The 25,832-nt window shown below is 40.1% G+C and carries 22 protein-coding genes and 4 pseudogenes; 3 read left to right on the plus strand and 23 right to left on the minus strand.

The annotated features are described in order from the left end of the window. Nucleotides 1–7: 7 nt before the first annotated feature. The 7 genes and pseudogenes from MKX14_RS15115 to MKX14_RS15145 all read right to left on the minus strand — a co-directional run. A complete protein-coding gene (locus tag MKX14_RS15115; RefSeq protein WP_108008179.1) occupies nucleotides 8–370 on the minus strand; it encodes a hypothetical protein in 363 nt (120 codons plus the stop codon). A gap of 52 nt (nucleotides 371–422) precedes the next feature. Continuing rightward, complete coding sequence (locus MKX14_RS15120; RefSeq protein WP_240282837.1) at nucleotides 423–938, minus strand: hypothetical protein; 516 nt, start codon at nucleotides 936–938, stop codon at nucleotides 423–425. A 14-nt stretch (nucleotides 939–952) separates the two neighbouring features. Further along, nucleotides 953–1,081, minus strand: a complete 129-nt coding sequence (locus tag MKX14_RS15125) for a hypothetical protein (protein WP_345892625.1) — start codon at nucleotides 1,079–1,081, stop codon at nucleotides 953–955. Nucleotides 1,082–1,140: 59 nt separating this feature from the next. Then, nucleotides 1,141–2,424 (minus strand): type VI immunity family protein, encoded by a 1,284-nt coding sequence (locus MKX14_RS15130; RefSeq protein WP_108008177.1) that lies wholly within the window; start codon nucleotides 2,422–2,424, stop codon nucleotides 1,141–1,143. After that, nucleotides 2,421–3,419 carry a hypothetical protein gene (locus MKX14_RS15135; protein WP_108008175.1) on the minus strand — a complete coding sequence of 333 codons (999 nt, stop codon included), beginning with the start codon at nucleotides 3,417–3,419 and terminating at the stop codon, nucleotides 2,421–2,423. Before MKX14_RS15135 ends, MKX14_RS15130 begins: the two co-directional genes overlap by 4 nt. A 2-nt stretch (nucleotides 3,420–3,421) precedes the next feature. Then, nucleotides 3,422–6,268, minus strand: a complete 2,847-nt coding sequence (locus MKX14_RS15140; protein ID WP_240282839.1) for a type VI secretion system Vgr family protein — start codon at nucleotides 6,266–6,268, stop codon at nucleotides 3,422–3,424. 181 nt (nucleotides 6,269–6,449) lie between these two features. After that, nucleotides 6,450–6,665 (minus strand): annotated as a pseudogene (locus MKX14_RS15145) (beta-ketoacyl synthase N-terminal-like domain-containing protein); the annotation flags it as partial. Nucleotides 6,666–7,341: 676 nt separating this feature from the next. Here MKX14_RS15145 and MKX14_RS15150 point away from each other — a divergent pair. Next, nucleotides 7,342–7,626, plus strand: coding sequence for a hypothetical protein (locus tag MKX14_RS15150; RefSeq protein ID WP_108008169.1), 285 nt, complete (start codon nucleotides 7,342–7,344; stop codon nucleotides 7,624–7,626). Between the two features lie 353 nt (nucleotides 7,627–7,979). On the opposite strand, the pseudogene MKX14_RS15155 reads toward MKX14_RS15150, so the two are convergent. The 12 genes and pseudogenes from MKX14_RS15155 to ydhC form a co-directional block, all read right to left on the minus strand. Continuing rightward, a pseudogene (locus MKX14_RS15155) lies at nucleotides 7,980–8,481 on the minus strand (NUDIX hydrolase). Nucleotides 8,482–8,749: 268 nt separating this feature from the next. Next, nucleotides 8,750–9,259: a GNAT family N-acetyltransferase gene (locus MKX14_RS15160; RefSeq protein WP_240282841.1), complete on the minus strand. Its 510-nt coding sequence runs from the start codon at nucleotides 9,257–9,259 to the stop codon at nucleotides 8,750–8,752. 408 nt (nucleotides 9,260–9,667) lie between these two features. Next, nucleotides 9,668–10,243 carry a DUF4126 domain-containing protein gene (locus MKX14_RS15165; RefSeq protein ID WP_240282843.1) on the minus strand — a complete coding sequence of 192 codons (576 nt, stop codon included), beginning with the start codon at nucleotides 10,241–10,243 and terminating at the stop codon, nucleotides 9,668–9,670. Between the two features lie 122 nt (nucleotides 10,244–10,365). Continuing rightward, nucleotides 10,366–10,500, minus strand: a complete 135-nt coding sequence (locus MKX14_RS15170; protein WP_001983336.1) for a zinc ribbon-containing protein — start codon at nucleotides 10,498–10,500, stop codon at nucleotides 10,366–10,368. A gap of 520 nt (nucleotides 10,501–11,020) precedes the next feature. Further along, nucleotides 11,021–11,620, minus strand: a complete 600-nt coding sequence (locus tag MKX14_RS15175; protein ID WP_207694094.1) for a hypothetical protein — start codon at nucleotides 11,618–11,620, stop codon at nucleotides 11,021–11,023. Nucleotides 11,621–11,733: 113 nt separating this feature from the next. Further along, nucleotides 11,734–11,811 (minus strand): annotated as a pseudogene (locus tag MKX14_RS18335) (hypothetical protein); the annotation flags it as partial. A gap of 137 nt (nucleotides 11,812–11,948) precedes the next feature. After that, a complete protein-coding gene (locus tag MKX14_RS15180) occupies nucleotides 11,949–12,410 on the minus strand; it encodes a hypothetical protein (protein ID WP_240282845.1) in 462 nt (153 codons plus the stop codon). Between the two features lie 73 nt (nucleotides 12,411–12,483). Next, the gene (locus MKX14_RS15185) at nucleotides 12,484–12,702 is read right to left on the minus strand and encodes a hypothetical protein (protein ID WP_240282847.1); all 219 of its coding nucleotides are present in this window, start codon (nucleotides 12,700–12,702) and stop codon (nucleotides 12,484–12,486) included. 76 nt (nucleotides 12,703–12,778) lie between these two features. Next, entirely contained in the window at nucleotides 12,779–15,385 is a 2,607-nt protein-coding gene (gene acnD / locus MKX14_RS15190) for a Fe/S-dependent 2-methylisocitrate dehydratase AcnD (RefSeq protein WP_240282849.1), read from the minus strand. Then, nucleotides 15,385–16,542, minus strand: a complete 1,158-nt coding sequence (gene prpC, locus MKX14_RS15195; RefSeq protein ID WP_240282850.1) for a bifunctional 2-methylcitrate synthase/citrate synthase — start codon at nucleotides 16,540–16,542, stop codon at nucleotides 15,385–15,387. The genes acnD and prpC overlap by 1 nt, the downstream gene beginning before the upstream one ends. 260 nt (nucleotides 16,543–16,802) lie before the next feature. After that, on the minus strand, nucleotides 16,803–17,687 hold the full coding sequence (prpB, locus tag MKX14_RS15200) for a methylisocitrate lyase (protein ID WP_133223996.1): 885 nt from the start codon (nucleotides 17,685–17,687) through the stop codon (nucleotides 16,803–16,805). Further along, nucleotides 17,680–18,390, minus strand: a complete 711-nt coding sequence (ydhC, locus tag MKX14_RS15205) for a GntR family transcriptional regulator (protein WP_001153627.1) — start codon at nucleotides 18,388–18,390, stop codon at nucleotides 17,680–17,682. The genes prpB and ydhC overlap by 8 nt, the downstream gene beginning before the upstream one ends. Before the next feature lie 45 nt (nucleotides 18,391–18,435). On the opposite strand from ydhC, the pseudogene MKX14_RS15210 reads away from it, so the two are divergent. Beyond that, a pseudogene (locus tag MKX14_RS15210) lies at nucleotides 18,436–18,570 on the plus strand (hypothetical protein). A gap of 335 nt (nucleotides 18,571–18,905) precedes the next feature. Next, nucleotides 18,906–20,120, plus strand: a complete 1,215-nt coding sequence (tyrB, locus tag MKX14_RS15215; RefSeq protein WP_240282852.1) for an aromatic amino acid transaminase — start codon at nucleotides 18,906–18,908, stop codon at nucleotides 20,118–20,120. Nucleotides 20,121–20,168: 48 nt separating this feature from the next. Here the strand turns inward: tyrB and dld are convergent, their stop codons facing one another. The 4 genes from dld to lldP form a co-directional block, all read right to left on the minus strand. Then, nucleotides 20,169–21,875, minus strand: coding sequence for a D-lactate dehydrogenase (gene dld / locus MKX14_RS15220; RefSeq protein WP_240282854.1), 1,707 nt, complete (start codon nucleotides 21,873–21,875; stop codon nucleotides 20,169–20,171). Between the two features lie 283 nt (nucleotides 21,876–22,158). Next, nucleotides 22,159–23,304, minus strand: a complete 1,146-nt coding sequence (gene lldD, locus MKX14_RS15225; protein WP_002050500.1) for an FMN-dependent L-lactate dehydrogenase LldD — start codon at nucleotides 23,302–23,304, stop codon at nucleotides 22,159–22,161. Then, nucleotides 23,301–24,053 carry a transcriptional regulator LldR gene (lldR, locus tag MKX14_RS15230; protein ID WP_004706044.1) on the minus strand — a complete coding sequence of 251 codons (753 nt, stop codon included), beginning with the start codon at nucleotides 24,051–24,053 and terminating at the stop codon, nucleotides 23,301–23,303. Before lldR ends, lldD begins: the two co-directional genes overlap by 4 nt. Nucleotides 24,054–24,072: 19 nt before the next feature. Further along, nucleotides 24,073–25,740, minus strand: coding sequence for an L-lactate permease (lldP, locus tag MKX14_RS15235; RefSeq protein WP_240282856.1), 1,668 nt, complete (start codon nucleotides 25,738–25,740; stop codon nucleotides 24,073–24,075). Nucleotides 25,741–25,832 lie beyond the last annotated feature (92 nt).

Here is a 25,832-nt window from a genome sequence, read left to right on the forward strand (position 1 = left end):
AAATATCTTATTCATTTACAATAAATTCATAGGTCTTATCTAACTTCCCATCCCCACTAGCATAAAAACCCGCATATATATGAATCGTAAAATTTCCCTTATATTTTGGAACACCAGAAATTTTTAAATTGTTATAAGCATCTGCTTCATTTTGATCTATTGGTTCAATAGAGATATTCATATCACTTGGAAAATTATCTTTTACTTCAAAAGACTGTGGTATGACTCTTCCACCAGTAATTTTTAATGTCTGATTATATTCTTTGCCAATATGCGCTATCGGAAGCTCATGCGGTTCAATCTTGTAATCTCTACTACACCCTAAAAAACTTGTCATTAAAAACAATATTATTAAGTTTTTAAAGTTCATCTTTATTTCTCTAGATTTCGGGCATAATTATAGCCAACCCATCCTAAATCTTTTAAAAAATTTTCCACCATTGCTTGTTTTTTCTCTGCTCTTCCGCATCTTTTATAGCCTTATTAATATCAGCTTCTATTTTATCTTTATTATTATCCCATATCTTATTTAGTACCTGCTCAAGATCTTCTCTGCTCCATAAATGAAATAAGCCACTGCTTTCACCCATTGCTTCTATAATTTTTTCATGAACTTTCTGGTTATCATAATTTTTTATTTTTTTATTAAACATATCAACAACCAAAGCATTAATATTTGGCTTTATGTCATTATAAAAATCTATTGTCGTATGATCTTCTAAATTATCATCTTGTATAACCCATTTAGGTACGGGTAAATACAGATTAGTAATAATGATTTCTATCCGTATAATATTTTTATAATACATAGTCCGCTGCGTACCATTAAATCGAATTGCTATTATTTTTTCTTCATCCCAAGATAATTCTTTCGTTAAATATGGAGAAGATTTTTCTTCTTTATGATTACTTTCTTGTTTAAAAAAATTAAATAGCATTGTTTTACCTCTTTTTAAAATACAGTCCAAGCAGTAAATGCTTCTAATTCTTTATCGAATGCATCTACCAGTTGATATGCAGCAATCCCCCCAATTGCACCACCAATGAGGATACCAATACCAGAACACTTCCTTGTATACATTAAAAAGCCCATCATCTAGATAGGCTCCATAATATTAATAAATTAAATAGATAAAAATATTATTCATTTTCTATATCTAAATACCAAATAGTTTCACCCCAAGCATTATCTTCAATCTCAGGCATGATTTCACCTTCTGTAAAGTAGCGCTTCTCCATATTATTTGCAGGACTATACCATTCGCCTGTTTTCGGACATATTTCACCACCGAGTACCTTAATTTTATTTTGCTCTAACAGTACTGCATGAATCTTATTGACTCGTTTACCCTCTGGCCAATGGCTATCTTCATCAAAACGGGCAATCCATTGTGGAGAGTTCTCTATATCAAATCTTGGGTTTGGATCATCATCCCATGCATCTAGAGTCGTTAATTTTAAATTGTTACAACGAATTGGCTTAATAAGTTCATTTGCCATCATCAATAAATCTGGAACACCCTCTTCAACTGGGTAAAGTGATAATTCTCCAAGTCGAATCCATAGACTGAATTTTTCAGGGTTTATTGGATCTGGTAATTTAGTAATCGTAATTCGTGAATCATTGAGTTTTAGGCGGATTTGCTCCTCGCTTAACCCTAACTTTTCTATCCAATAAGGAGAAAGTAAAAAACACCATGTAGGAGTACGTAATCCAGCTCCAAGAACAGGCAAATACTCAAAACCATCTTCATCATAATGAGAATGAAATGCCATAGCAGCTGGATGATCAATATCTAATCCATAAAAGTAATCTGTAAATATTCTTTCTGCTGTTTCAAACTCTGGAGAAATTGATGATAGTTGTGTGCTATTTCCAATTTCATATCCACTATATGATTGAATTGGATTAAATTCTTTTAAGCATCTTTCAACAAATTCTTCCCACTTATTTTTATTATTTTTATACCATTTACTGCTAAATGTAATCTTTAAATAAGAGTAGGCGCTAGCTTGGGATAACATCGCCGAGTATGCCCATTGTGCACTTTGTAGATTTGAGTCAGCACTTGATGCCCCGATAAAATAAAATAAATCTGACTCTAAGGCTTTAGTCACGTCAGTGATAATATCTTTCTTATTTGGTTTCTTTTTAACAATTTTCTTCCAATGGCTATCTTCGTTTCGATAGAATAAGTTTAGTGGTTTATCGATTATTTCTTCTTCAAAAACATTACAAATAGATAAAATTTTATCTGCAATTAAAAGCACCTCATCATCACTATTTAAAATATAGAATGTTATAAATGGGCAAATACCAAACTCTTCCCCTTCATAACCATACATATAATCACTATTCTGACCAAATCCAGATAAAAAACTTTTAATTTCATTTTCAGATAAAAATAATTCCGACGTACTCATTTTTTCCCAGTAACTCCTTTAGTTTTACTTTGTGCTGGTTTCTTCTCTTCTAACATTCCAGCATCCTCAGGATATCGGAACAATGATAGTTTAAATCCTTCATTGGCAGTAATTTTGCTAGTAAATTTGGCTTTTGCGCATTGTAGCTTCAAGTCATTATATGCTTGGAATTGACTATCTTTAATCACATCATTCTGAAATTTAATTTCAACCAGTGCAAAAATATTAGTCAAAGTTAAAGGTTCACCACGATACTCAGGAATAATAATATCTGCTCCTATAATTCCTCTTCCCTTGTAAGGCATTGGCCAAAATGGATTTAATTCTGAACCGACTCTTTTAATACGTGTCTGACCATCTAATTGAGGGGCTAAATATTTCTTATTTTTTATATCATAACCAAAACATACTTCTGCTTTTAAAGGGCTACGCCATTTTAAAAGCTCATCCATAAACTCAAACATGAAGTTTACAGCAAGCTGTTTTAATCTAATAATAATATATTCATCAACACTTGCACCTGCTAATTCTTGAGCAGTCATTTTTAATAACTTTGCAACAATATCTACCTTACTCTTCGGTATAACATCTTTTAATTTTTTACCTTTTTGTTTTCTTAACTGGATCATCGGCAAATGATCTGCTTTTTCACATATTTGACTAATAATAGGTCTAAAGGGAATTTTCTGCTTTATGGCAGCAGTTATTACATTACTTTTTACTTGTGGTCTTCCAGAAGCAGACTTTGTACTATTAGTTTGTTTATCACCTGTGGTCAAGGTCGTTAATAATACTTTCTCACGTTGCCGATCAATTTTGTCAGTGATCTCCTTATCAAGATTTTTCATTATTTTCTTGATTTCTTCTTTTGCCTTTTTAATATTATCTTGATAATTTTTAACCTCATCGTAAGCATTTGCTGCTGTACGATATAATTCATATGCCGTTATTGCGTATCCAGCTAGTTCAATTATTCCAATCACTACAGGAAGCATAATTATTTTCCTACTGAACTCATTTTATTAGCTACCTGTTCTAACTTTGCTTCCCAATTCTCAGTAATACGTTCACTTTCTCTCATTACAGATTTATAACCTATGATTCTTTCTTTACTCTCTGTCACTACTTGTTCAGTAAGACCTTGATTATCAGTAATACCTTGCTTTATTAAATTATTTTTTGAATCATGGATAAAATATTTATATCCTTGGAAATTTCTTCCATCTGCTTTAAATAATTGATATTGAGCAGAATACGGAGATTGAGCAAACTCCAATTTAGGCAATGCAGGAACATTAGCATTCGCACTCCCGCCCCCCATAAACAAATGCTGCCCAGCTTTCACCTCAAACTTGCCACTTGTGGTCATAAAAATGCCAGAACCAGTAATTTTGACTTGAGAGCCGCCTGCGGTGAGTACAATTTCTTTGGCTGCTGTCGCCTCAATTTTGTCTTCAGTCGAAATCACCTGAACCGCTTTACGAGCAATTAAATCTGCTCCGTCACCTTGCGCTTGTATCTCAACTTTACCTTTACCGGCATATAGTCTTGCCCCTTCTTGCGCCGCAAAAAGGCTAATTTTATTTTGGGCATGCGCGATTAAATTCTTTTGGGTAGACAGGTTAATACTGTCTCCAGCAGTTTGGTTGAGCTGCCCATCTGCACTTAGGTGAATGTCTTCGTTACTGCTTAGCGCGATGCTATTTGGACTCGCCAGCAGCATAATCGCTTCTTTAAAGGTTTTGGCTTTTGCGTTGTCTTGCTGCTCAAGTTTTTCAATAAAAGATTTTAGGTTTTCTAAATTTTCTAACGGGTCAGTTTGCTGATTTTTAGCAACTTCACTGAGTGCCTTGGCATTGTTAAGGCCGCCTTCGATTTGTTGCTTGGCCTCGCTTGCATCAAGGTGTACACCTTGAGCTTGGTCTTGTTTATGGGTACTAATCAGTAACCCACTTCCCGCTCGAACCGCGCCCCATTGGTCTGTTCGTAGCTCAAAACCTTCCCCACGACCATCGCTTTCCGCCTTGTCTTTTGGATGGCTTAAGTTACCCAAGTTGAGCTGGCTGGCCGCATGGCTACTTTGTAACTGGGCACTGATTTGCCCTGTCGTGTCGTCAAAACGGAGCTGGTTAAAGCCTTTACCGTCGACTTCTTCTGAGCGGATGCCACTGAGTTTTTTAGTGTCAGGTAGCTGGCCTTTCTGGTCGAACTGCGTTGGATGCCGTTCAGCTTCGTGAATACGACCCACCACAAACGGGCGATCAATATTGCCGTCAAAGAAATCGATGACAACAATCTCACCCACGCGAGGCAAGAAGCGTGCGCCATAACCCGCGCCTGCCCAAGGGGTGAGCACATCCACCCAAGCGGAGTCGGTGTCATTGTCGTTACTTCCCGCTCCACCGTCATGGCTATGATCATCAGCTCGGGTAAACAGGAAGCGGACCTTAATGCGTCCCCACTGGTCGACATGAATACTTTCGCCTTCCAGCCCCACTACTCTAGCGCGCTGTGGGTAAGCGGCTGGTCGGTGCTCTAGCGGATTATACTCAGGTACAGCTTGTATGTTGCGTCGAACGACATTGAGTTCAGCATAGTGGCGCTGCTCAGTATTTTGGCTGTCGAGTTCGGCTGCCTTGAGCTTGTCTTTTGGTAATAGGCGCTCAAGTTGCTGTTGTAATTCTTTTGGTAAATTATTCTGGTTATAGTAATGCTTGCTTAAGATTAAGAACTCTTTATCGGCACTGTCATGTTGGTCGAGTTCAGGATGGTCATTGAGTGCAAACCAGTAACCGACCTGTGCATCACGGATGTTACCTGAAACAGTAAATAGTTTCGAACTTAGGTGATGATAAGCATTAATGTGCTGGTTAAGCTGTTCAATCTGGCTATTGCCTGAAGCGGTGGCTTGGTCTTCACCGTTTAAGTCTTGCATCCAAGCGGGACTGACGTGCCATGCATCTTCAAGGTTTAGGCTGGCATTGTCATAGTGTTCGCTGTGCTTTTGAGTGCCTTGTACGCTGCCACTGCCTTCTTCTTGTTGCAGCGCATCGGCTTGCCAGCGTTGCACATGAACAGAAGTCGGTTGTAAGCGGCGCTCTGCCTTGACTTGGGTAATGGTATCGAACTGTTCTGTGGCACTGCTGCGCTGGTAACGTAGGCTACGGCGTTCAAGCGCTTGATAATTTTGGTTATCGTCAATTAAACGTAACACCTGTGGCTGAATAGAAGCATTTGGGTCAGCGACAAAAAGTTGCGATTCATCGACCAGCCAGTTAATGCCTTCACTACGCCACAAACGGGTTAAAAAGTCATAATCGCTTTCGTTTGACTGCATCACAAATGGACGCACATCGTATTCTTTCGTTAAGCCTGCTGTGTCGAGCGTTATGCTTGAGGCAAATAACGGGCTTTTTCCCTGCCATTCCTTAAATAGAATTTCACTAATATCGCGCACGCTTTTATTCATGAACACGCGGCTATTACGGCGTTTATGCCAGAGTGCAGTCGGGTCTTTTAAGCTTAAGTTATAAATGGTGAGTGAGCCGTCACTTTGCCCTTGGCTCGCTTCGGTAATAATACCTGTAGTTCTAAAGAACTGACCTGTGTCAGTGATCTGATCGACGGCAACCTGACAGCCAATAAATTGTTTTAATGCAATGTGCGCGTTGGTCGATAGACACAGTAATTCAGCAACGCTACCTTGGTTGAGCGTATGTTCGCCCTCGATGCGTTGCAAGAAGACTTGCTGATTTAAAGACTGATTTGAGAATTGGATATGAACAGCGCGATTTTGTGAAACAAGGCCTAAACGCTCCAATATACTCGACACACTCATCTGCATTTTTATTATCAATCAAACTTATATTTAGGCCGCATTTTAATTAAAAAAAGACTAATCTGTCTATCTATACTCATTTTCAAAATGTAACTAGTCTAAATATGCAATTTTAGGTTAATTTCTTATTAAATAGGTATTTAAACCGTAAAATCAGATCATTTTAAAACACTATAAATCAACCAGACATGGCACAAACGCCCATGTGTTTTTTTAATTCTGGATCAATATTTTCAAAATCCATTTCGGCAGTGGCGCTCACGTGACTCCGAAAATTCAGTTTTGCATAAACATCGTTATAGCGAATGCCTGAGCGACCTGCTTTTAAGGAATCGGTTACTTTCTCTAATGTATTTCCAATACAGGAATTTATTCCCATACCTGTTATTACAACACGTTCCATTCTTATCTCTATAAAAACGACAAAAATAGATTTTAACAATCAAGTTCTTTTTTTAGAACTGGCAAAATATTTCTATATTTATTATTTTTTCATCGAATATAAATAAAAAGTTAATAATAATATTTTATTTTAAAAATACATTTAGTTTTATTATTAAATCAAAAATATTTTAAATATTAAATTGACGTAATTAAAATCACCGATTATTATCTCGTTGCTGGCCTACATTGCCAGACGGTTTTGACAGACCGTAACTCGTGGCGGATTATAGTTCTACTATAAGTCGTTAGACCCTTGCGTCCCCTTTTCTTTGCGGTAGGACGGATGGGGGACGCCCCGCGCGTGCTGGTTCTACGAGTCCAGTCTGTCAACCCCCATTCGTTCTGCCACCATAATCAATTGACGGTGATCTGGTGGTAGAGCTCCATAAATTATAAGGAGTTGACTATGACACTTTTCAAATTTATTTCCTCTTCTGCTTAATCATTTTATTTATTTAAAATTTAGGTTTTCTATTGTCTATTTTTTAAATTCATAAATTATTTTTATTTTAAATTTTAGTTATTTTATTTTCCTATATACATAGGAGGATTAATTATTACCTAAAAATTATTTTAAACTTCAAACTAATTATATTTTTATTCTACACATAGATATAAATCATTATGAGAATAATATGACAATTTATAAACCTATTTTGGCTTTAAGTTTGGTTCTAGGTAGTTTGGGTATTTCGGGTTGTAACCTACACACTCAGCAGGAGTTTGAAAAAATTTGCCTGTCAGGTAGACACACCAAAACCAGTTGCGAATGTATTTACCAGCGACTTGAACAAACCTACTCACCCAAGCTGATGCAGCAGCTAGAACATGTCAGTTTGCAAAGTCCTGTTCTCCCACGGGACTTTGCCCCTACTTTCTTTAGCGTCATGCAGCGGTGTGACAAAAGTAGTATGGGCTAAGCGTTTGGCTTAGCTCTTTATCTCTGTGCCGCAATGGTTTATTACTTTAAATCAGCGCAAAAGATTAAAGTCTGTTGTGGCACAGGGGCCTAATTTGAATGCAAAATAATATATATCGAAAGCGATCTTGTACGTTTTAACCTACAAACTTTTAGGGATTTTGCGGATTGGCGACACCCCTCTTTTTTCCTAATATGAACTCATACAGGAACAGGATGTTCCGGAACATAAAACAACAATAATAGGTTCAAGCACCAGGAGCGTGAGATACGACAGGAGTCATATCTAGCAACCAAATACGAAAAAGCTCGACAGGACGTCGGGCTTTTTTTATATCTGAATATTGGAAGATTCTAGGGATTAAAAATCTCAGGTAGGCTATCTGCAAGAATATTAGGAATGTTGTTTGGATAAACAATCTCATCTGTTTGGCTTAGCTCTTCAAACGTCCACCAACGGCTTTTACTAATCACAAGCTTTTCATGTTCTGACCAGTTTGCTGTATTCACTTCTTCATTTTTAATAAAAACAATAAAAAGCCTTTCTTCAGAAATCACCATTTCCGCACTCGGTAACATCATTTCAAAATTGCGTGTTGCAACATGATTCCCTACATTTTGCCTGACTACGCCTAACTCTTCATAAAGCTCTCGGCAAGCTGCTTGCTTGAAGGTTTCCCCTTCTTCAAGCCCACCACCTACGGTTGCCCAATATGATTGTCCAGCCAAAGCATCATTTTTATGAGTAAACTGAAATAACAAAGTTTGATGATTTTCATTAAGAACTAATAGTCTTGAAGATTTTCTAATGCGCATTTGATTTTTTTCTTGAAGTCATAAGGTGGCTATTATTCATATTCACTTTAAAAAGTTAAATCATTTCTGAATGTACGCTTTATCCTACAAACTTTTAGGGATTTTGCGGATTGGCGACTTCCCGCTTTTTTCCTAATATGAGCTCATACAGGAACAGGATGTTCCGGAACATAAAACAACAATAATAGGTTCAAGCACCAGGAGCGTGAGATACGACAGGAGTCATATCTAGCAACCAAATACGAAAAAGCTCGACAGGATGTCGGGCTTTTTTTATTGCCATTTAAAAATAACCTAAAAGAAAATTCTTATACTGTTTTATTCACAACATACCTTTGAACTACTTGGTTGAGAGTAATTTCAGAGTGAAGGCGACCATTATTTGCCTGAATGGTTTTTGCAGAAGCTAAATTAGATTTATAACAATGTATATGTAACTCCGTTAGGCCTAACTTCCATGCCTCCTGAATTGTAAGCTCTAACAATTTCGAGCCAAAATTCATTCCACGTTTAGAAGGACGAATACCTAAACCAATATGTCCACCACAATATTCAATCTGTTCATTGAGTTTAAGTCGTAAGTTAGACGCGCCAATAATTTCATTACCTTCTACTAACCAATATGTAATGTTGGGAACATGCCCTTCTTCTAGGGATTCCCCTTTTTCATAATCTCTCAATTTATTCAAAAATGATTCAAAATTTGTATGGTCAAACTCCGTTGTCAAAGGGTAACGATCTTCATCTGCTAATTCATTAATATAGTTGTTATAGCTCTCTTTAAATCTTAAATGAGGTTTTACCAACATAACGGTCATTTATTTATTACTCCCGATAAAATTGTTCTTTTTACAACCAAACTTAAACATAACATATTGTTATCAATAGCAACTCTTATTCTTCTTAACATCTTAAATGATTAGATATAAAAGTAAGCCCCCTCTATTCGCCTCCCGTGGTAACTACAAAATGCCCTACACCATGTTTCAATGTACGTTTTAACCTACAAACTTTTAGGGATTTTGCGGATTGGCGACTTACCAATTTTTTCCTAATATGAACTCATACAGGAACAGGATGTTCCGGAATATAAAACAACAATAATAGGTTCAAGCACCAGGAGCGTGAGATACGACAGGGGTCATATCTAGTACCCAAATACGAAAAAGCCCAACAGGATGTTGGGCTTTTTTTATTGCTCTTTAAAAATGATGTTTAGGCTAAACCTATAGAGGACTATGCGCCTGTTCTTGCTTTTTATGGCGAATCCAACGTACCGCTAAAATAACCGCAATCAGCACCACTACCGCAACAAGCGCGGGCACTAACATGGCCGAAACTGAAAGTAAGATCGCTCCAATCCATTCACCTGTCGCGACAACAAAATTCCCTAAGCCACCCGTGGTTGCAGTTGAAACACCACGTGCAGCAACGGTACTCATTTGCACCACACCTGCCGTGCCACCACCGACAATAATCGCTGCTGCCCAACTGGCAAACTGAGACATCTCTCCACTACTTACAGCCATCGTGGTGAGCGTACCCGCGATCATCGCCGCAGGGGTTGCGACTGTGTCTAAGGCATTATCGACCCACGGGATATAGTAAGCTGCGACTTCACACACCGTTGCCACACCTAAAGCCAAACACACCGATGGCAGAGCTAACCACTCAAAGCCTTTTGATGGCTCGAACCATCCCATCATGGTGGCAATACTCATAACCAGTAGCGGCACAAACACCCGAAAACCGCAGGCAGCGCTCAGGCCCACACCAATACATAAACCCAATATTGTTTCCATAACGGTTTCCTTTTCATGCCCATCACGGGTCTTGTTATGTAAGTCTTATTTTTAAATTAACAAAAAGCCCCATCAGGTGACAGGGCTTTTTGTTAAATGCGAACGCAAATATTATTTCATTCTTAACGTTTAAATTGCGTGCAGTAGCATTTCGTGCAAGGTGGTAAAGGGTCGGTATTAATTTCTAAAAACACTCTATGACCGCACTGAGCACAGAAATAGAAGCCTGTTCCGGGTTTTTCGCCAGCTGTTACCATGATTACATTCCTATAATCGTATATATATTAAACAGGAATATAACCCACTTAAAGTGAATGTCAATTGTCCATTTCGCCCGATGATGATGGCATAAATGCAAAAAATGTTATTTGTACGATTTATCTTACACAGATTTAGGGATTTAGCGGATTGGCTGTCCCCTGCTTTTTTTCTATGATGAGTTCATACAGGAACAGGATGTTCCGGAACATAAAACAACAATAATAGGTTCATGCATCAGGATCGTGAGATACGACAGGAGTCATATCTAGCAACCAAATACGAAAAAGCCCGACAGGATGTCGGGCTTTTTTATTGATATTTAAAATGATGTTTAGGCTAAACCTATAGAGGACTATGCGCCTGTTCTTGCTTTAACTTTGATTATTTATTGACTTTTTGACTGGTAATAGCAATGAAAAAGCCAAAATATTTTATAAAATTTTCTCTAATTCGGAAAAATCTATTTAAATCTCTACCCTACAAATAATTGAATAGGAAACATCCTAGTGCATATCGTCATTTGTAGACATATACAAATATCTTTTCACTTCTTTTTGATAAATTTAATGCCATGGATTGAGTTTCTGGAAATTGCTGAGTTATAAAACTTCGGGCAGATTCATATGTTAAATAATCAAAATCAACTAATGAAATAGTATCATCAAATATCAGCCCATTAGGATATTTCTTTTTATTAAATTTTATATAAAACCATAAATCACCTTCAGAATTTGGAGGTAATAGATAACTATTTTTTTCATCCGGAAAACTTACATCAAAACCACCATTATATCTTGTCTCAGAAATATCATTTTTATTAGCTAATTGTATTTTATCATTTATTTTAACTTCCACATGATATTGTCCTAAGTTTTTATTATTACATGCTATTTTTAAAGTAAATCTATCAATAGGTTGAGCTCTACATTTTGTCATCACATTTGGTATAAGCAATAAAATCTGTTTATTTGCTTCAATTGCGACCTTTTTCTTTTCTAATATTAACTTAGGCTCTTCGATTCTTTTGAATGTAATCTCATATGTTACAACAACAGTTACGACTGAAGCTATTAATCCACTTATTAATCCAGATAGCACAGATGCGCCGATACTCATAATTCTATTCCATATCTTTATCAACAAAGAAGTATTTATATAGTGATAAAAACCCCACCATCAAGATGGTATTTTTTAAACTTCAATAATTTACATACAAAATATCAAGCCACTTAGCCTTCTAAAAAGTCCTGTGCAAAACGCTGTAATACACCACCCGCTTCATATACAGAAACTTCTTCTGTATCCAAATACATTTAAGTATCAGGATCGTGAGATATAACAGATGTTGTATCTAGTAACCAAATACAAAAAATTCCGACGGGATCTCGTTTTTTTATTTATCAAAATTATTTATTATATTAATAGTTATTTGTCATTTTCAAACTCACCACATTGAATTAATACATACTACAGTTAAAAAAAACATTGCAAAAAAGAAACAATAATTATTACAAATAATCTTAATTCCATTCTTTTTAAAATTAAAATATCTATTTTCAATATCAACTAACTTATTTAAGGCTTCACTTTTCTCATCTACTGACAAATCACTTCGCTCAACCTCATTTTTATATTTAAAAATCAGTTTCTTAAATGGCTTATTTTTTCCCTCTTCCGATAACTCTCCTGTCTTTTTCCATAACTCAGAGTTTGAAATATAGTAGAAAAAGAAAAGAATAATTCCTATAAATGCTAATATCTTTATAAACTTTTGCTCATTAGGAATACCTATCCAACCCATTGTTGAAATAAACAACCAGATACTATGTTCATTTAATTTTTCGTAATAATCAATTACAGCCTTATTTAATAACTCAATTTTTTCAAAAATATTTTTAACAGACATATTTGTACTTAGCCCAAAAATTAATATTAAAAACTCTTGCCCTGAATACTTTTATCGAATTCTAATAATTAAATTATTCAAATAAAGTTTTAGTGTATCTCATAATATAAGAATTTAGACCATCTCCATTTCTAGCTAATCGTTTCATCTCTTCGACTCGGCTAGCGCCCGCACTTCGATAACTATAAGTATAAATTTTAAAGGTTCTATCAAACTGCACTCTTATATACGTATCACCAATTTCATATGCAAAAACGCCAGAGTCACCATCTAAATCTAAATATCTTTCCACTATTATTCTCAACAAAAAACCCCATCATCAAGATAGGGCTTTTTCTGAACAATATCAATAATGTTTAACTAAAGTATCAAGCCACTTGGCCTTCTAAAAAGTCTTGCGCAAAACGCTGTAATACACCGCCCGCTTCATATACAGAAACTTCTTCTTCTGTATCTAAACGGCAAGTCACAGGCACTTCAAGAATCTCTTCTTTACCATCCGCTGTGGCACGTTCAATAACCAAAGTTAAAGTCGAACGCGGCGCAATATTACCAATCACGCTATAAAGCTCTGTACCATCTAGTTTTAAAGTCTTGCGGTTTACACCTGGTTTAAACTCAAGCGGTAACACGCCCATACCCACCAAGTTAGTACGGTGAATACGCTCAAAACCTTCTGCCACAATCGCTTCAACACCTGCAAGGCGCACACCTTTTGCAGCCCAGTCACGGCTTGAACCCTGACCGTAGTCAGCACCCGCAACAATAATTAACGGCTGTTTACGGTTCATGTAGGTTTCAATCGCTTCCCACATACGCATTACTTCGCCTTCTGGCTCTACACGCGCTTTTGAACCTTGCTTAATGGTACCGTCTGAACGAACGACCATTTCGTTATAGAGTTTCGGGTTGGCAAATGTTGCACGTTGTGCAGTCAAATGGTCACCACGATGGGTTGCGTATGAGTTGAAATCTTCTTCTGGTACGCCCATTTTGTGAAGGTATTCACCCGCAGCTGAGTCCATCAAAATCGCATTTGAAGGCGACAAATGGTCGGTAGTGATGTTGTCACCCAAAATCGCAAGTGGACGCATGTTCGCCAAAGTACGTGGTGCAGCCAACGCCCCTTCCCAATATGGTGGACGGCGGATGTAAGTACTTTGCGGACGCCAGTCGTAAAGTGGGCTTTTCGCTTGTTCAACTTCGCCCAAGTCAAACATTGGAATGTAGACTTTACGGAACTGTTCAGGCTTCACGGCTTCTTTAACTAATGCATCAATTTCAGCGTCAGATGGCCAGATGTCTTTCAGGTAAATCGGGTTACCATCTTTGTCATGACCTAACGCATCTTTTTCGATGTCAAAACGAATCGTACCCGCAATTGCATATGCCACAACAAGCGGTGGAGATGCCAAGAATGCTTGTTTTGCATAAGGATGGATACGGCCATCGAAGTTACGGTTACCAGAGAGTACTGCTGTTGCGTACAAGTCACGGTCAATAATTTCTTGTTGAATGACTGGATCTAACGCACCCGACATACCGTTACACGTTGTACAAGCGTAAGCCACAATACCAAAACCAAGTTTTTCTAAGTCTTTTAGAACACCCGCTTCTTCAAGATAAAGTGCAGCCGCTTTTGAACCCGGTGCAAATGATGATTTCACCCAAGGTTTACGAACTAAACCTAGCTCATTTGCCTTACGTGCCAATAAACCTGCCGCCACGGTGTTACGTGGGTTAGAAGTGTTAGTACATGAAGTAATTGCCGCAATAATGATCGCACCATCTGGCATTAAGCCATCAGAACGGTTTTCAACAACACCCGCAATACCTTTTTCTTTTAGGTCCGCAGTTGAAACACGTGCATGTGGGTTTGATGGACCAGCAATGTTACGTGTGACTGTCGATAGGTCAAAACGTAGTACACGTGGGTACTCTGCTTTGGTCATGTCAGATGCCCAAAGGCCAATTTCTTTTGCGTACTGTTCAACCAATGCCACTTGAGCATCTTCACGACCTGTTAGGCGTAAGTAGTCGATTGTGTTTTGGTCGATGTAGAACATTGCAGCCGTAGCGCCATATTCTGGTGTCATGTTCGAAATGGTTGCACGGTCACCCACAGACATACTGTCAGCACCTTCACCAAAGAACTCAAGGTAAGCACCCACTACGCGCTCTTTACGCAAGAACTCAGTTAAAGCAAGTACGATATCTGTTGCAGTAATGCCTGCCTGACGCTGACCTACAAACTCAACACCAATAATGTGTGGTAGACGCATCCAAGATGCACGGCCCAACATCACGTTTTCAGCTTCTAAGCCACCAACACCCACAGAAATTACGCCCAAAGCGTCTGTATGTGGTGTGTGTGAGTCTGTACCTACGCAAGTGTCTGGGAATGCTACGCCATCACGCGCCTGAATGACCGGAGACATTTTCTCTAGGTTAATCTGGTGCATAATGCCGTTCCCCGCAGGGATCACATCGACATTTTTAAATGCTGTTTTAGTCCACTCAATAAAGTGGAAACGGTCTTCGTTACGACGGTCTTCAACAGCACGGTTTTTTTCAAAAGCGTCTGGATCCGCACCACCGTATTCCACTGCTAAAGAGTGGTCAACAATGAGCTGAGTCGGCACAACTGGGTTAACTTTAGATGGGTCACCGCCTTTGTCAGCAATCGCATCACGCAAGCCTGCAAGGTCAACCAAAGCTGTTTGACCTAGGATGTCATGACACACCACGCGCGCAGGATACCAAGGAAAGTCCAAGTCCTGACGGCGTTCAATTAACTGCGTTAGATAGGCAGTTAAGTTCTCGGCATCGGCACGGCGTACCAATTGCTCTGCAAGTACTTTAGAGGTGTAAGGCAGTTTTTCGTATGCGCCTGGCTGAATATCTTCAACGGCTTGACGCACGTCGTAATATTCAAGCTGGGTTCCTGCCAGCGGTTTACGGTATTTTGTGTTCATTAACCACGCTCCGCCAATGGTTTAAATTCAAGATTTTCAGGGCCTGTGTAGTTCGCGCTTGGACGAATGATTTTGCCGTCTTGGCGTTGTTCAATCACGTGCGCTGACCAACCTGCTGTACGTGCAATCACGAACAATGGAGTGAACATTGCTGTTGGAACACCCATTAAGTGGTAGCTCACTGCACTGAACCAGTCGAGGTTCGGGAACATGTTTTTCACTTCTTTCATCACTGCTTCTAAACGCTCAGCGATAAGGTACATTTTGGTGTTCTCTTGTGCTTCTGCTAAGTCGTGCGCCACTTTCTTGATCACTTCGTTACGTGGGTCAGAAACTGTATATACAGGGTGACCAAAACCAATCACAACTTCTTTATTTTCAACACGCTTACGGATGTCAGCTTCTGCTTCGTCTGCGTTGTCGTAACGTTGTTGAATCACGAATGCAACTTCGTTTGCACCACCGTGCTTAGGTCCGCGAAGCGCACCAATACCGCCCGTAATTGCCGAGTACATGTCAGAACCTGTACCTGCAACCACACGTGACGTAAATGTAGATGCGTTGAACTCATGCTCAGCATACAAAATAAGTGATGTATGCATCGCTTGAATCCACTCTTCAGATGGTTTTTCGCCATGCAATAAATGTAAGAAATGCGCTGCAATCGAGTCGTCATCTGTTTCAACTTCAATACGACGACCGTTGTTGCTGAAGTGGTACCAATAAAGCAGCATTGAGCCTAAGCTTGCCATTAATTTGTCAGCAATGTCTTTTGCGCCCGCTTCGTTGTGGTCTTCGTGTTCTGGCGTTAAGCAACCTAGTACTGAAACACCCGTACGCATCACGTCCATTGGGTGAGCAGACGGTGGTAATTGTTCAAGTGCAGTTTTAAGTGCTGCTGGTAAGCCACGAAGCGCTTTTAATTTTGCTTTATATGCTTTGAGTTCAGCTTTGTTTGGTAATTTGCCATGTACGAGCAAGTGAGCAACTTCTTCAAACTCGCTACCTGCCGCAAGGTCAAGAATGTCATAGCCACGATAGTGCAAGTCGTTACCGCTACGTCCTACGGTACACAGTGCTGTGTTGCCTGCAACTTGTCCGCTAAGTGCAACTGATTTTTTTGGTTTGAAGCCTGTTGTTGTTTCATTTGAGCTCATAGAATCATCCTTTATATCAACCAGAATTTGTTGTTTGTTCAATTTTTACTTGGGTGAAAACGCGACAGTGTCTTGCCGAGTTCTCATCCAATTTTTGGTTTAACCTGCCGTTCGCCTTACTTTTCACGGATGAAAAGTAAGCAAAAATCCTTGTTGGTCTGACGATATATCCCTATATCGCAGTCCAACGTAGCGGCATCCATGCCGCCTTCACGATAGCCAAGACCATCGCTTCCCCTTTCTTTTAAAAGAGGACTTGTTTATTTCTTTTTAGCAAATGCGTTGTCTAAGTAGTCTTCAAACGCATAGTAGTTAATGCGTTCATATAACTCTTTACGCGTTTGCATAATATCAACCACGTTCTTTTGTGTACCTTCTTTACGTAAGGTTTCATACACAGTTTCGGCTGCCTTGTTCATGGCACGGAAAGCAGAAAGCGGATAAAGCGCAAGGCTTACATCGGCAGATGCTAACTCTTCAGTAGTAAACAGTGGTGTAGAACCAAACTCGGTAATGTTTGCCAAAATTGGTGCGCCAGTCTTCTGAGCAAATTGCTTGTACATATCAAGCTCGGTAATTGCTTCAGGGAACAACATGTCTGCACCTGCCTCAATGTAGGCACCCGCACGGTCAATGGCAGCTTGTAGGCCTTCAACCGCTAACGCATCGGTACGCGCCATAATCACGAAGCTGTCATCACCACGCGCATCAACCGCAGCTTTAATACGGTCAACCATTTCTTCTTGAGTCACAATGGCTTTGTTCGGACGGTGACCACAACGTTTTGCACCCACTTGGTCTTCAATGTGCATTGCCGCAGCACCAAACTTGATGAGTGATTTCGTAGTACGTGCAATGTTAAATGCAGAAGCACCAAAGCCTGTGTCAGCATCGACCAATAATGGAAGATCACATACATCGGTAATACGGCGTACGTCTGTCAACACATCATCAAGGTTACTGATTCCTAAATCAGGTAAGCCTAAAGAACCAGCTGCTACACCACCACCTGATAAGTAAATCGCTTTATAACCTGCACGTTTTGCCAAAAGTGCATGATTGGCATTGATGGTTCCCACCACTTGTAATGGCTTTTCTTGGGCTACGGCATCGCGAAATAGCTGACCTGCGGATTGTTTAGCCATTGTTATGTTCTCCTTGTGCTTGTAGCAGTGTTTGCTCAATAATTTTGTAAGAAGCATTGATATGTCGATGCATGAGCAGCTCGGCAAGTTCACCATCGCCTTCTGCAATTGCATCTAAAATACGGATATGTTCGTCCCAAGCTTTGCTCGGTCGATCGGGTGTGTTTGAAAACTGAATTCGGTACATGCGGATGAGATGATAGAGCTCATCACATAGCATTTTTTCTAGGGTTTTATTGCCACTACTTTTGATAATGCAGTAGTGAAAATCGTCCTGCCCTTCTTGCAAGTAATATCCTTTACCTGCTTTAAAGTTTTCATCTTCGGCATGCATACGTAATACATCACGTAGCGCCAAAATTTGCTTTTTATCAATATGCTGTGCCGCAAGTTTGCAAGCTAAACCTTCTAATGACGCACGAATCTGGTAAAGCTCTTTAAACTGTTGCAGTGAAAGCGAAACCACGCGCGCGCCCACATGTGCAGTACGCTCAACCAAACGTTGACCTTCAAGGCGATGAATCGCTTCACGTAAAGGCCCACGGCTAATGCCATAAGTGCGTGCCAGCTCAGGCTCAGAAATTTTGCTACCTGCCGGAATTTGACCCAAAACAATCGCCGTCTGTATTTGTTTAAATACATTCTCGGTCAGTGTTCTTCCCTGACTTTGTAGTGGCTCTGGTGCGAAGGTCAAATCTTGCATATTGTCGACAATTTTTAATCAATTATGAGTTTTATAGCGGTATGAATGAAAAAAATCAAGGTGATTGTTGACACTTTACAGAACGCATCAGGTCAATTTTTATAGTATGACCTGTTATCTCACCTTATATTTAAACCATTAAACCACTTGCCAATTAATATTTATAAAACAATAATTTAATTTCAATTTATCTATAGTTTTATGACTCTTTCTTAGTTACTTTTTAGTCATTAAACTTTTGTTTCAAACTTTAGTCTACAACCAATGTATTACAGCAAGATTGTAGACAATCTGCTTGAATGAAAGCATGAGTTAGAAATTAGTTTCTATTTACCGTAATTTCTTTTAAATCTTTTTATCATTTTCATCCAGAAAATATCGATATTAGTGAAATTATCAGGTGCTTCACGGTAGCTTTATTGATACATTATTGAGCATCGACATAGTTGTGGCGTATTTTTCGAGACAGAAAAAACCCAGCACTATGCATATTGTTGAATGAAAGGACTTTTTTGATGTTTCAACATATCCCCCCATACGCAGGCGATCCAATTCTCTCTTTAATGGAACAGTTCAATGCTGATACTCGTTCTGGAAAAGTGAACTTGAGTATTGGTCTTTATTATAACGAAGACAGCATTGTTCCTCAGTTAGAGACTATTATCGAGGCGCAAAAGCGTATTGAGCCTAAGAACGGTAAAACCAAACTTTATTTGCCAATGGAAGGCTTCAAACCTTACCGTGAAGCAATTCAAGCACTTTTATTTGGTGCAAACAGCCCAGCAGTTAAAGCTGGCCGTGCTGTAACCATCCAAACACTTGGTGGTTCAGGTGCATTGAAAGTTGGTGCGGACTTCTTAAAAACTTATTTCCCAAATTCAGACGTTTGGGTAAGCCAACCAACTTGGGATAACCACGTTGCGATTTTCAATGGCGCTGGTATCAAAACTCATTTCTACCCATATTTCGATAACGAAACACGTGGTGTAGATTTTGACTGTATGTTGTCTACACTTAAAACTTTGCCTGAGCAAAGCATTGTGTTATTGCACCCATGCTGCCACAACCCAACTGGTGCTGACTTAAACCCAGCGCAATGGGACCAAGTGATTGCAGTATTAAAAGACCGTAACCTTATTCCATTCCTAGATATCGCTTACCAAGGTTTTGGTGACGGTATGGAAGAAGATGCGTATGCAATCCGTGCTTTAGACCAAGCGGGCCTCAACTTCATTGTGAGCAACTCGTTCTCTAAAATCTTCTCTTTATATGGCGAGCGCGTTGGCGGTTTAACTTTCGTATGTGACGATGCAGAAGCTGCTCAGTGCACATTCGGTCAGTTAAAAGCGACTGTACGCCGTATTTACTCTAGCCCACCTACTACAGGCGCTTGGTTAGTTGATGAAGTGTTAAATGACGCTGAACTTAACCAGCAATGGCAAGGTGAAGTGAAAGAGATGCGTGAGCGTATTATTAAAATGCGTAGCATCTTGAAAGACGAACTTACTAAAGCATTACCAGACCGTGACTTTAGCTACCTTGTAAACCAAAAAGGTATGTTCAGCTACACAGGTCTAACTGCTGAGCAAGTTGATATCTTGCGTGAAGAATATGCAATCTACTTAGTACGTAGTGGCCGTATTTGTGTAGCAGGTTTAAACATGAACAATGTTTACACTGTTGCTAAAGCAGTTGCAGAAGTGCTTGCTAAATCAACAGAAGCGGCATAATACATCTATTAAAAAAGGCGCTTCGGCGCCTTTTTTTATGTCTCGATATTAAGATTTAGCCTTGCCCCAATATTTCAGTTTTGAGGTATGGCCAATCCCGACATTAAAGCTATTGGTTGGGTCGAGTTTTTGATAGAAATTGGCTAATGCAGGTTTAGCAATGTAGAGATGCCCAACATTATGCTCTGCCGGATATTCAGCACGGCGCGCATCAAGTAACTTCCACATTTGATGTTCCATTTCTAAAGGGTCATGGCCCTTTTTAAGAATATAGTCCTGATGGAAAACATGACAAAAGAAATGCCCATAATAGAGTTTATGCAGAATTTTATTTTCCATCTCGATAGGCAGTTGCTCTACCCACTCGCGGTCATTACGGCGTAGAGCAATATCAAGCGCCACAATATCTTCAACTTCACTACGGTGAGTATCACGATAACGAATTGCCGCTCCTGCAATCGCAAAGCGGTGCAAGAACGCTTTTCGGCCTTCCTCTTCGCTACATACGAAATAGTGACCTGACGGATGCACTGCAAAATATTCTTTTAAAAACTGCTCGGTTTGTGCTTTTGAATTTTTTTCCACACGTAGCACTAAATGGTGCTCATAACGGTCTCGATATTCGGTCATACGCTTAGGCAAATGACTCGGTAAAAAGAAGGTAATGGCCTGTAAAATATGGTCTGTTAAACCTTTAATTTTAAATCGTTCTAAAAAGCCATCGACTTTATCTTTCATCGCGAAAGCTTTTGGAACATTGGCTGTGCCGAACTTTTCAATAAATAAGAACGTGTCTTTTCCGTATTTTTCACCAATTAAATAAGCATCTCGGTGGATATATTCACCTGCAATCGGCAAGCTTGGTAGTGAGGTCAGTAAGTAACGGCGAATCGCTGTTAAGTCATCGGCATCATTAGTACCTATATAAAAGACATTACTTTCTACTTTTTCATAAGTATCAAGACGTACAGCAAACACACAGACTTTACCTGCCGAACCCGAAGCCTCAAACAAACGTGATGGATCTGCATTAAAACGAGCAGGCGTATCTTCATCAACTTGAGTCACATCGTGTGCATAGCGATGGTCCGATGCCTGCTTTTCGCTGTCATCTAGAATATCTACGGCTTGGTATTGTTTCTTCTCTAAACGAGTCAAAATTTCTTCAGGAGTCGAGCCTAAATTCACCCCTAAGTGGTTCACCAGTTCTAATTGACCAGCAGCATTCACCTGAGCATATAACGCCAATTCGGTATACGCAGGACCACGGCGTACCAATGCACCGCCCGAGTTATTACAGACACCGCCAAGTACTGATGCACCAATACAAGATGAACCAATCACTGAATGAGGTTCACGGTCATAGCCCTTTAAAATTTGCTCTAAATTATCTAAGGTCGCACCTGGTAAACAAATCACTTGCTTACCGTCATGAATAACCTGAATGCCCTTTAATCGGCGCGTACTCATCACCAAAACAGGACGATCATAATCATCGCCATAAGGCGTTGAACCACCAGTGAGTCCTGTATTGGCCGCCTGCATAATCACAATACAGTCTGCCTCAATTGCAGCCTGCAAAACCTGCCATTGCTCTAGCAAGGTACCCGGCACCACCACAGCCAGTACTTTCCCCTCACCAAAACGACGACCTTGACGGTACTGACGTGTGCTTTGGTCATCAGTCAAAACATAAGAACGCCCTACAATATTTTGTAAGCGTTCGATCACTGCTTGAGGAGAAAATGTTTGCATGATGGTTTCCTTTTGGTCATCCATTTATCAAATTAGACCAACACGACGGGATCTTACCGTTTGTAATTTAATTAGCTCATTCTCTAATGTGAATCAGCCCTATATTTACTATCGCGGTTGGCGGCAGGGATGCCGCCGTTTCGATGCGGTAGCAAGGACGTACCGTCATCGAAACTAAAGTTTTTGGTTACTTTTTTAAAAAGTAACGTCAATTAGCTACTTACATTGAACCTTTTCCGATAAGACTCCGTCGTGCCAATATCATCAAAGTTAATACGAAATGTTAGAGCTTCATCGCCTGCACTAAACAATCCGCATTAATATCCGAAATCGACTTAGCACCCGTAAGCGTCATCGCAACACGCATTTCCTTATCAATTAAATCAAGCAAGTTCGACACACCTTGCCCACCTGCTGCTGCCAAGGCATACACAAACGCTCGGCCAAGTAACACTGTATCGGCACCGAGCGCTAACATACGCACCACATCTAAACCATTACGAATGCCTGAGTCAGCCAAAATCGCTAAGTCACCTTTGACGGCATCAGCAATTGCAGGCAACGCACGAGCAGAAGACATCACGCCATCTAACTGACGACCACCGTGATTCGATACCACAATCCCATCGGCACCAAAACGTACAGCATCTTTGGCATCTTCAGGGTCTAAAATACCCTTAATCACCATTGGGCCATCCCAAAACTCACGAATCCACTCAAGGTCTTTCCATGAAATCGATGGGTCAAAGTTCGAGCCTAACCAGCCGATATAGTCTTCAAGCCCAGTCGGTTTACCTAAATATTTAGAGATATTGCCCAAGTCGTGCGGACGACCCATTAAGCCGACATTCCATGACCAATGTGGGTGGAACATAGACTGCATATAACGGCGCATCGCAGCATTTGGCCCACTCATACCCGAATGAGCATCACGGTAACGTGCACCCGGCACAGGCATATCTACGGTAAATACCAGTGTTGAACAGCCTGCTGCTTTTGCACGTTCCAAAGCATTACGCATAAAACCACGGTCACGTAATACATAAAGCTGGAACCACATCGGGCGATTAATTGCAGGTGCGACTTCTTCAATCGGACAGACAGAAACCGTTGAAAGCGTAAATGGAATGCCCTTTTTGTCGGCTGCCATCGCCGCTTGAACTTCGCCACGGCGCGCATACATACCTGTTAGGCCTACAGGTGCCAAGGCAACTGGCATCGACAGCGTTTCATTAAACAGTTTTGTCTCTAAACTCAACGCGGACATGTCATTAAGCACACGTTGACGCAATGCAATTTCTGACAAATCTTGTACGTTACGCTTTAAGGTATATTCCGAATACGCTCCACCATCAATGTAGTGAAATAAAAATGGAGGTAAGCGACGTTGCGCCGCAGCACGGTAATCATTGCCAGAAGAAATAATCATTTTGAATCAACTCTATTTAAACGGTTTGCACGTTTCTGGCGAGCTTCATCTTCATCCAGAGAACGCACATGATTAATCACAAATTCAATATGACCGCAGACAGCTTGGCGTGCGGCCTCGGGATCTTTACGATCAATAGCATCCATCACCTGAAAATGCTGCTCGCTCAACAAGTCGCCATTTATGGGGTCGTTATAAACTTTTTTACGCCCTAACAAGACGTTGTATTGCAGCAAATCGAACAGGCTACGCATCATTTGGATCAGCACCACATTGTGAGATGCTTCAGCAATCGCTAAATGGAATTCAGCATCGGCCACCGCAGCCTGCGCCGAGTCACCTGCATTTTGATGGCGACTAATTTCATTAAAATAATGATGGATTTTGGCGCGATCTTCAGGCGTTGAGCGCAATGCGGCATACCAAGCAGTGCCACCTTCAAGTAACAACCGCGCCTCTTGCACATCAAAACGGTACAGCGGATCTTCTTCAATCAAGTTACTAATCGGGTTCACAATGAGTTGCTGGGGCCATTGTTCAGGTAACTGCTGAATATAAGTCCCATCGCCACGGCGACTACTGAGCACCCCTTGACTATTGAGCTGTTGAATTGCTTCACGCAAAGACGGACGAGAAACTCCTAAGCTAGTTGCAAGCTGGCGTTCGGCAGGCAAACGGTCACCTTTTTTCATGTGACGCTCTTCAATTAATGCCTGCAATTTCATGACCACTTGATCGGAGATTCTCATCGCGTTTCCTTCACTGGAGTTATGGAATCATCCACGGAACAAGATAAGCCTGAACCGTAATAATGATGCCAACAAAGACAGTGAATATGATGCTATGTTTTACAGTGAAACGGAACAAGTCAGACTCTTTTCCAACTAAGCCTACCGCTGCACACGCGATCGCAATCGACTGCGGAGAAATCATCTTACCTGTTACGCCACCACTGGTATTAGCAGCAACAAGTAATACTTCCGGAATACCAATCTGCTGCGCTGTAGTTGCCTGTAGTGCCGAGAACAAAGCATTTGAAGATGTATCTGAGCCCGTAAGGAACACACCAAGCCAACCCAAAAATGGTGAGAAGAAAGTAAACGCATGACCCGTATGCGATAGAGCCAAAGCCAAAGTTGCAGATAAACCTGAATAGTTCGCAATAAAAGCAAAAGACAACACCATACCAATTGAATAAATCGGTGTTTTTAACTCATTGAGTGTTTCACCAAAGGTCGTTACAGCTTCACTTGCTTTCATTTTTAAGAAAATAGCGGTGATGATTGCGGCAATAAAAATTGCAGTACCTGTTGCAGAGAACCAGTCAAACTTATAAATCGCTTCGTATGGCTTCATCTCAGCCACAATTGGTGGCATTTTTTCAACCAATTTATGCAAATACGGCACTTCAAGTTTAAAAATCCAGTGCTCAAGAGCACCATCTTTTGCAAATAATGCTTTAAACGGCTTAACGCTCCAGATGGTGACCATGACTGTTAAGATGGCAAATGGAGACCACGCCTTCACAATTTTGCCAATGCTGTAACGTTGAACCGTGGTTGGTTGCTGAGTCAAAGTTTGACCAGCCTCAGGTTCAAAACGGAAAATATGTTTTGGTTTCCAAACACGGAATAGTAAAGTTAAGCTCACCAATGATGCAATTGCTGCGGTAATGTCTGGTAACTCAGGGCCAATAAAGTTAGATGTAAGATATTGGGCAATCGCAAAGGCACCACCACCCACCAACACTGCCGGCCAAGTTTCTTTAACACCACGCCAGCCATCCATAATTGCCATGATCCAGAACAGCACAATAATGACTAAAAATGGCAACTGACGACCAACCATCTGGCTGATTTCCATAGTATCTACACCGGAAACCTGCCCTGCCACAATAATTGGAATACCCATTGCACCAAATGCCACTGGCGCTGTATTTACAATCAAACATAAACCAGCAGCATAAAGCGGTTTAAACCCTAAACCGACAAGCAGCGCAGCGGTAATTGCTACAGGAGCACCAAAACCCGCTGCCCCTTCAAGGAAAGTACCAAATGCAAAACCAACCAATAGCATTTGCAGACGTTGGTCTTCAGTAATCGACAAAATGCTTGAACGAATAACATCAAACTGGCCAGTTTTTACCGAAATTTTGTATAGAAAAACTGCCCCGATAATGATCCATGAAATTGGCCATAGACCGTAGAAGAAACCGTAAATGATTGACGCAAAGGCCATTTGACCCGGCATTTGATAGAAAAATAGTGCAATCAATAATGCAATAATGACTGTGCCCGTACCTGCAATACTGCCTTTTAAACGAAAAACAGCCAATGCAAAAAAGAAGAAAACAATCGGAATTAACGCAACCGCACTAGACAGCCAAATATTATTTAAAGGGTCATAAAGTTGTTGCCACATATTGAGCATTGTCATCTCCTTGAAATGCTAGGGCGAAATTTTTGTACCTTAGAATTTTAAACATTTAACACAAATTGGTATGACCAATTAAAATTTAAGTGCAAATG

Origin of the sequence: Acinetobacter pittii, from assembly GCF_022449185.1 — a bacterium.
Classification (GTDB): Bacteria; Pseudomonadota; Gammaproteobacteria; order Pseudomonadales; family Moraxellaceae; genus Acinetobacter; species Acinetobacter pittii_I.

What these genes read in the sequence shown, in the direction of transcription:
- MKX14_RS15115 (WP_108008179.1), bottom strand. Translation starts at nt 370, where the DNA reads ATGAACTTTAAAAACTTAATAATATTGTTTTTAATGACAAGTTTTTTA.
- MKX14_RS15120 (WP_240282837.1), bottom strand. Translation starts at nt 938, where the DNA reads ATGCTATTTAATTTTTTTAAACAAGAAAGTAATCATAAAGAAGAAAAA.
- MKX14_RS15125 (WP_345892625.1), bottom strand. Translation starts at nt 1,081, where the DNA reads ATGTATACAAGGAAGTGTTCTGGTATTGGTATCCTCATTGGTGGTGCA.
- MKX14_RS15130 (WP_108008177.1), bottom strand. Translation starts at nt 2,424, where the DNA reads ATGAGTACGTCGGAATTATTTTTATCTGAAAATGAAATTAAAAGTTTT.
- MKX14_RS15135 (WP_108008175.1), bottom strand. Translation starts at nt 3,419, where the DNA reads ATGCTTCCTGTAGTGATTGGAATAATTGAACTAGCTGGATACGCAATA.
- MKX14_RS15140 (WP_240282839.1), bottom strand. Translation starts at nt 6,268, where the DNA reads ATGCAGATGAGTGTGTCGAGTATATTGGAGCGTTTAGGCCTTGTTTCA.
- MKX14_RS15150 (WP_108008169.1), top strand. Translation starts at nt 7,342, where the DNA reads ATGACAATTTATAAACCTATTTTGGCTTTAAGTTTGGTTCTAGGTAGT.
- MKX14_RS15160 (WP_240282841.1), bottom strand. Translation starts at nt 9,259, where the DNA reads ATGACCGTTATGTTGGTAAAACCTCATTTAAGATTTAAAGAGAGCTAT.
- MKX14_RS15165 (WP_240282843.1), bottom strand. Translation starts at nt 10,243, where the DNA reads ATGGAAACAATATTGGGTTTATGTATTGGTGTGGGCCTGAGCGCTGCC.
- MKX14_RS15170 (WP_001983336.1), bottom strand. Translation starts at nt 10,500, where the DNA reads ATGGTAACAGCTGGCGAAAAACCCGGAACAGGCTTCTATTTCTGTGCT.
- MKX14_RS15175 (WP_207694094.1), bottom strand. Translation starts at nt 11,620, where the DNA reads ATGAGTATCGGCGCATCTGTGCTATCTGGATTAATAAGTGGATTAATA.
- MKX14_RS15180 (WP_240282845.1), bottom strand. Translation starts at nt 12,410, where the DNA reads ATGTCTGTTAAAAATATTTTTGAAAAAATTGAGTTATTAAATAAGGCT.
- acnD (WP_240282849.1), bottom strand. Translation starts at nt 15,385, where the DNA reads ATGAACACAAAATACCGTAAACCGCTGGCAGGAACCCAGCTTGAATAT.
- prpC (WP_240282850.1), bottom strand. Translation starts at nt 16,542, where the DNA reads ATGAGCTCAAATGAAACAACAACAGGCTTCAAACCAAAAAAATCAGTT.
- prpB (WP_133223996.1), bottom strand. Translation starts at nt 17,687, where the DNA reads ATGGCTAAACAATCCGCAGGTCAGCTATTTCGCGATGCCGTAGCCCAA.
- ydhC (WP_001153627.1), bottom strand. Translation starts at nt 18,390, where the DNA reads ATGCAAGATTTGACCTTCGCACCAGAGCCACTACAAAGTCAGGGAAGA.
- tyrB (WP_240282852.1), top strand. Translation starts at nt 18,906, where the DNA reads ATGTTTCAACATATCCCCCCATACGCAGGCGATCCAATTCTCTCTTTA.
- dld (WP_240282854.1), bottom strand. Translation starts at nt 21,875, where the DNA reads ATGCAAACATTTTCTCCTCAAGCAGTGATCGAACGCTTACAAAATATT.
- lldD (WP_002050500.1), bottom strand. Translation starts at nt 23,304, where the DNA reads ATGATTATTTCTTCTGGCAATGATTACCGTGCTGCGGCGCAACGTCGC.
- lldR (WP_004706044.1), bottom strand. Translation starts at nt 24,053, where the DNA reads ATGAGAATCTCCGATCAAGTGGTCATGAAATTGCAGGCATTAATTGAA.
- lldP (WP_240282856.1), bottom strand. Translation starts at nt 25,740, where the DNA reads ATGACAATGCTCAATATGTGGCAACAACTTTATGACCCTTTAAATAAT.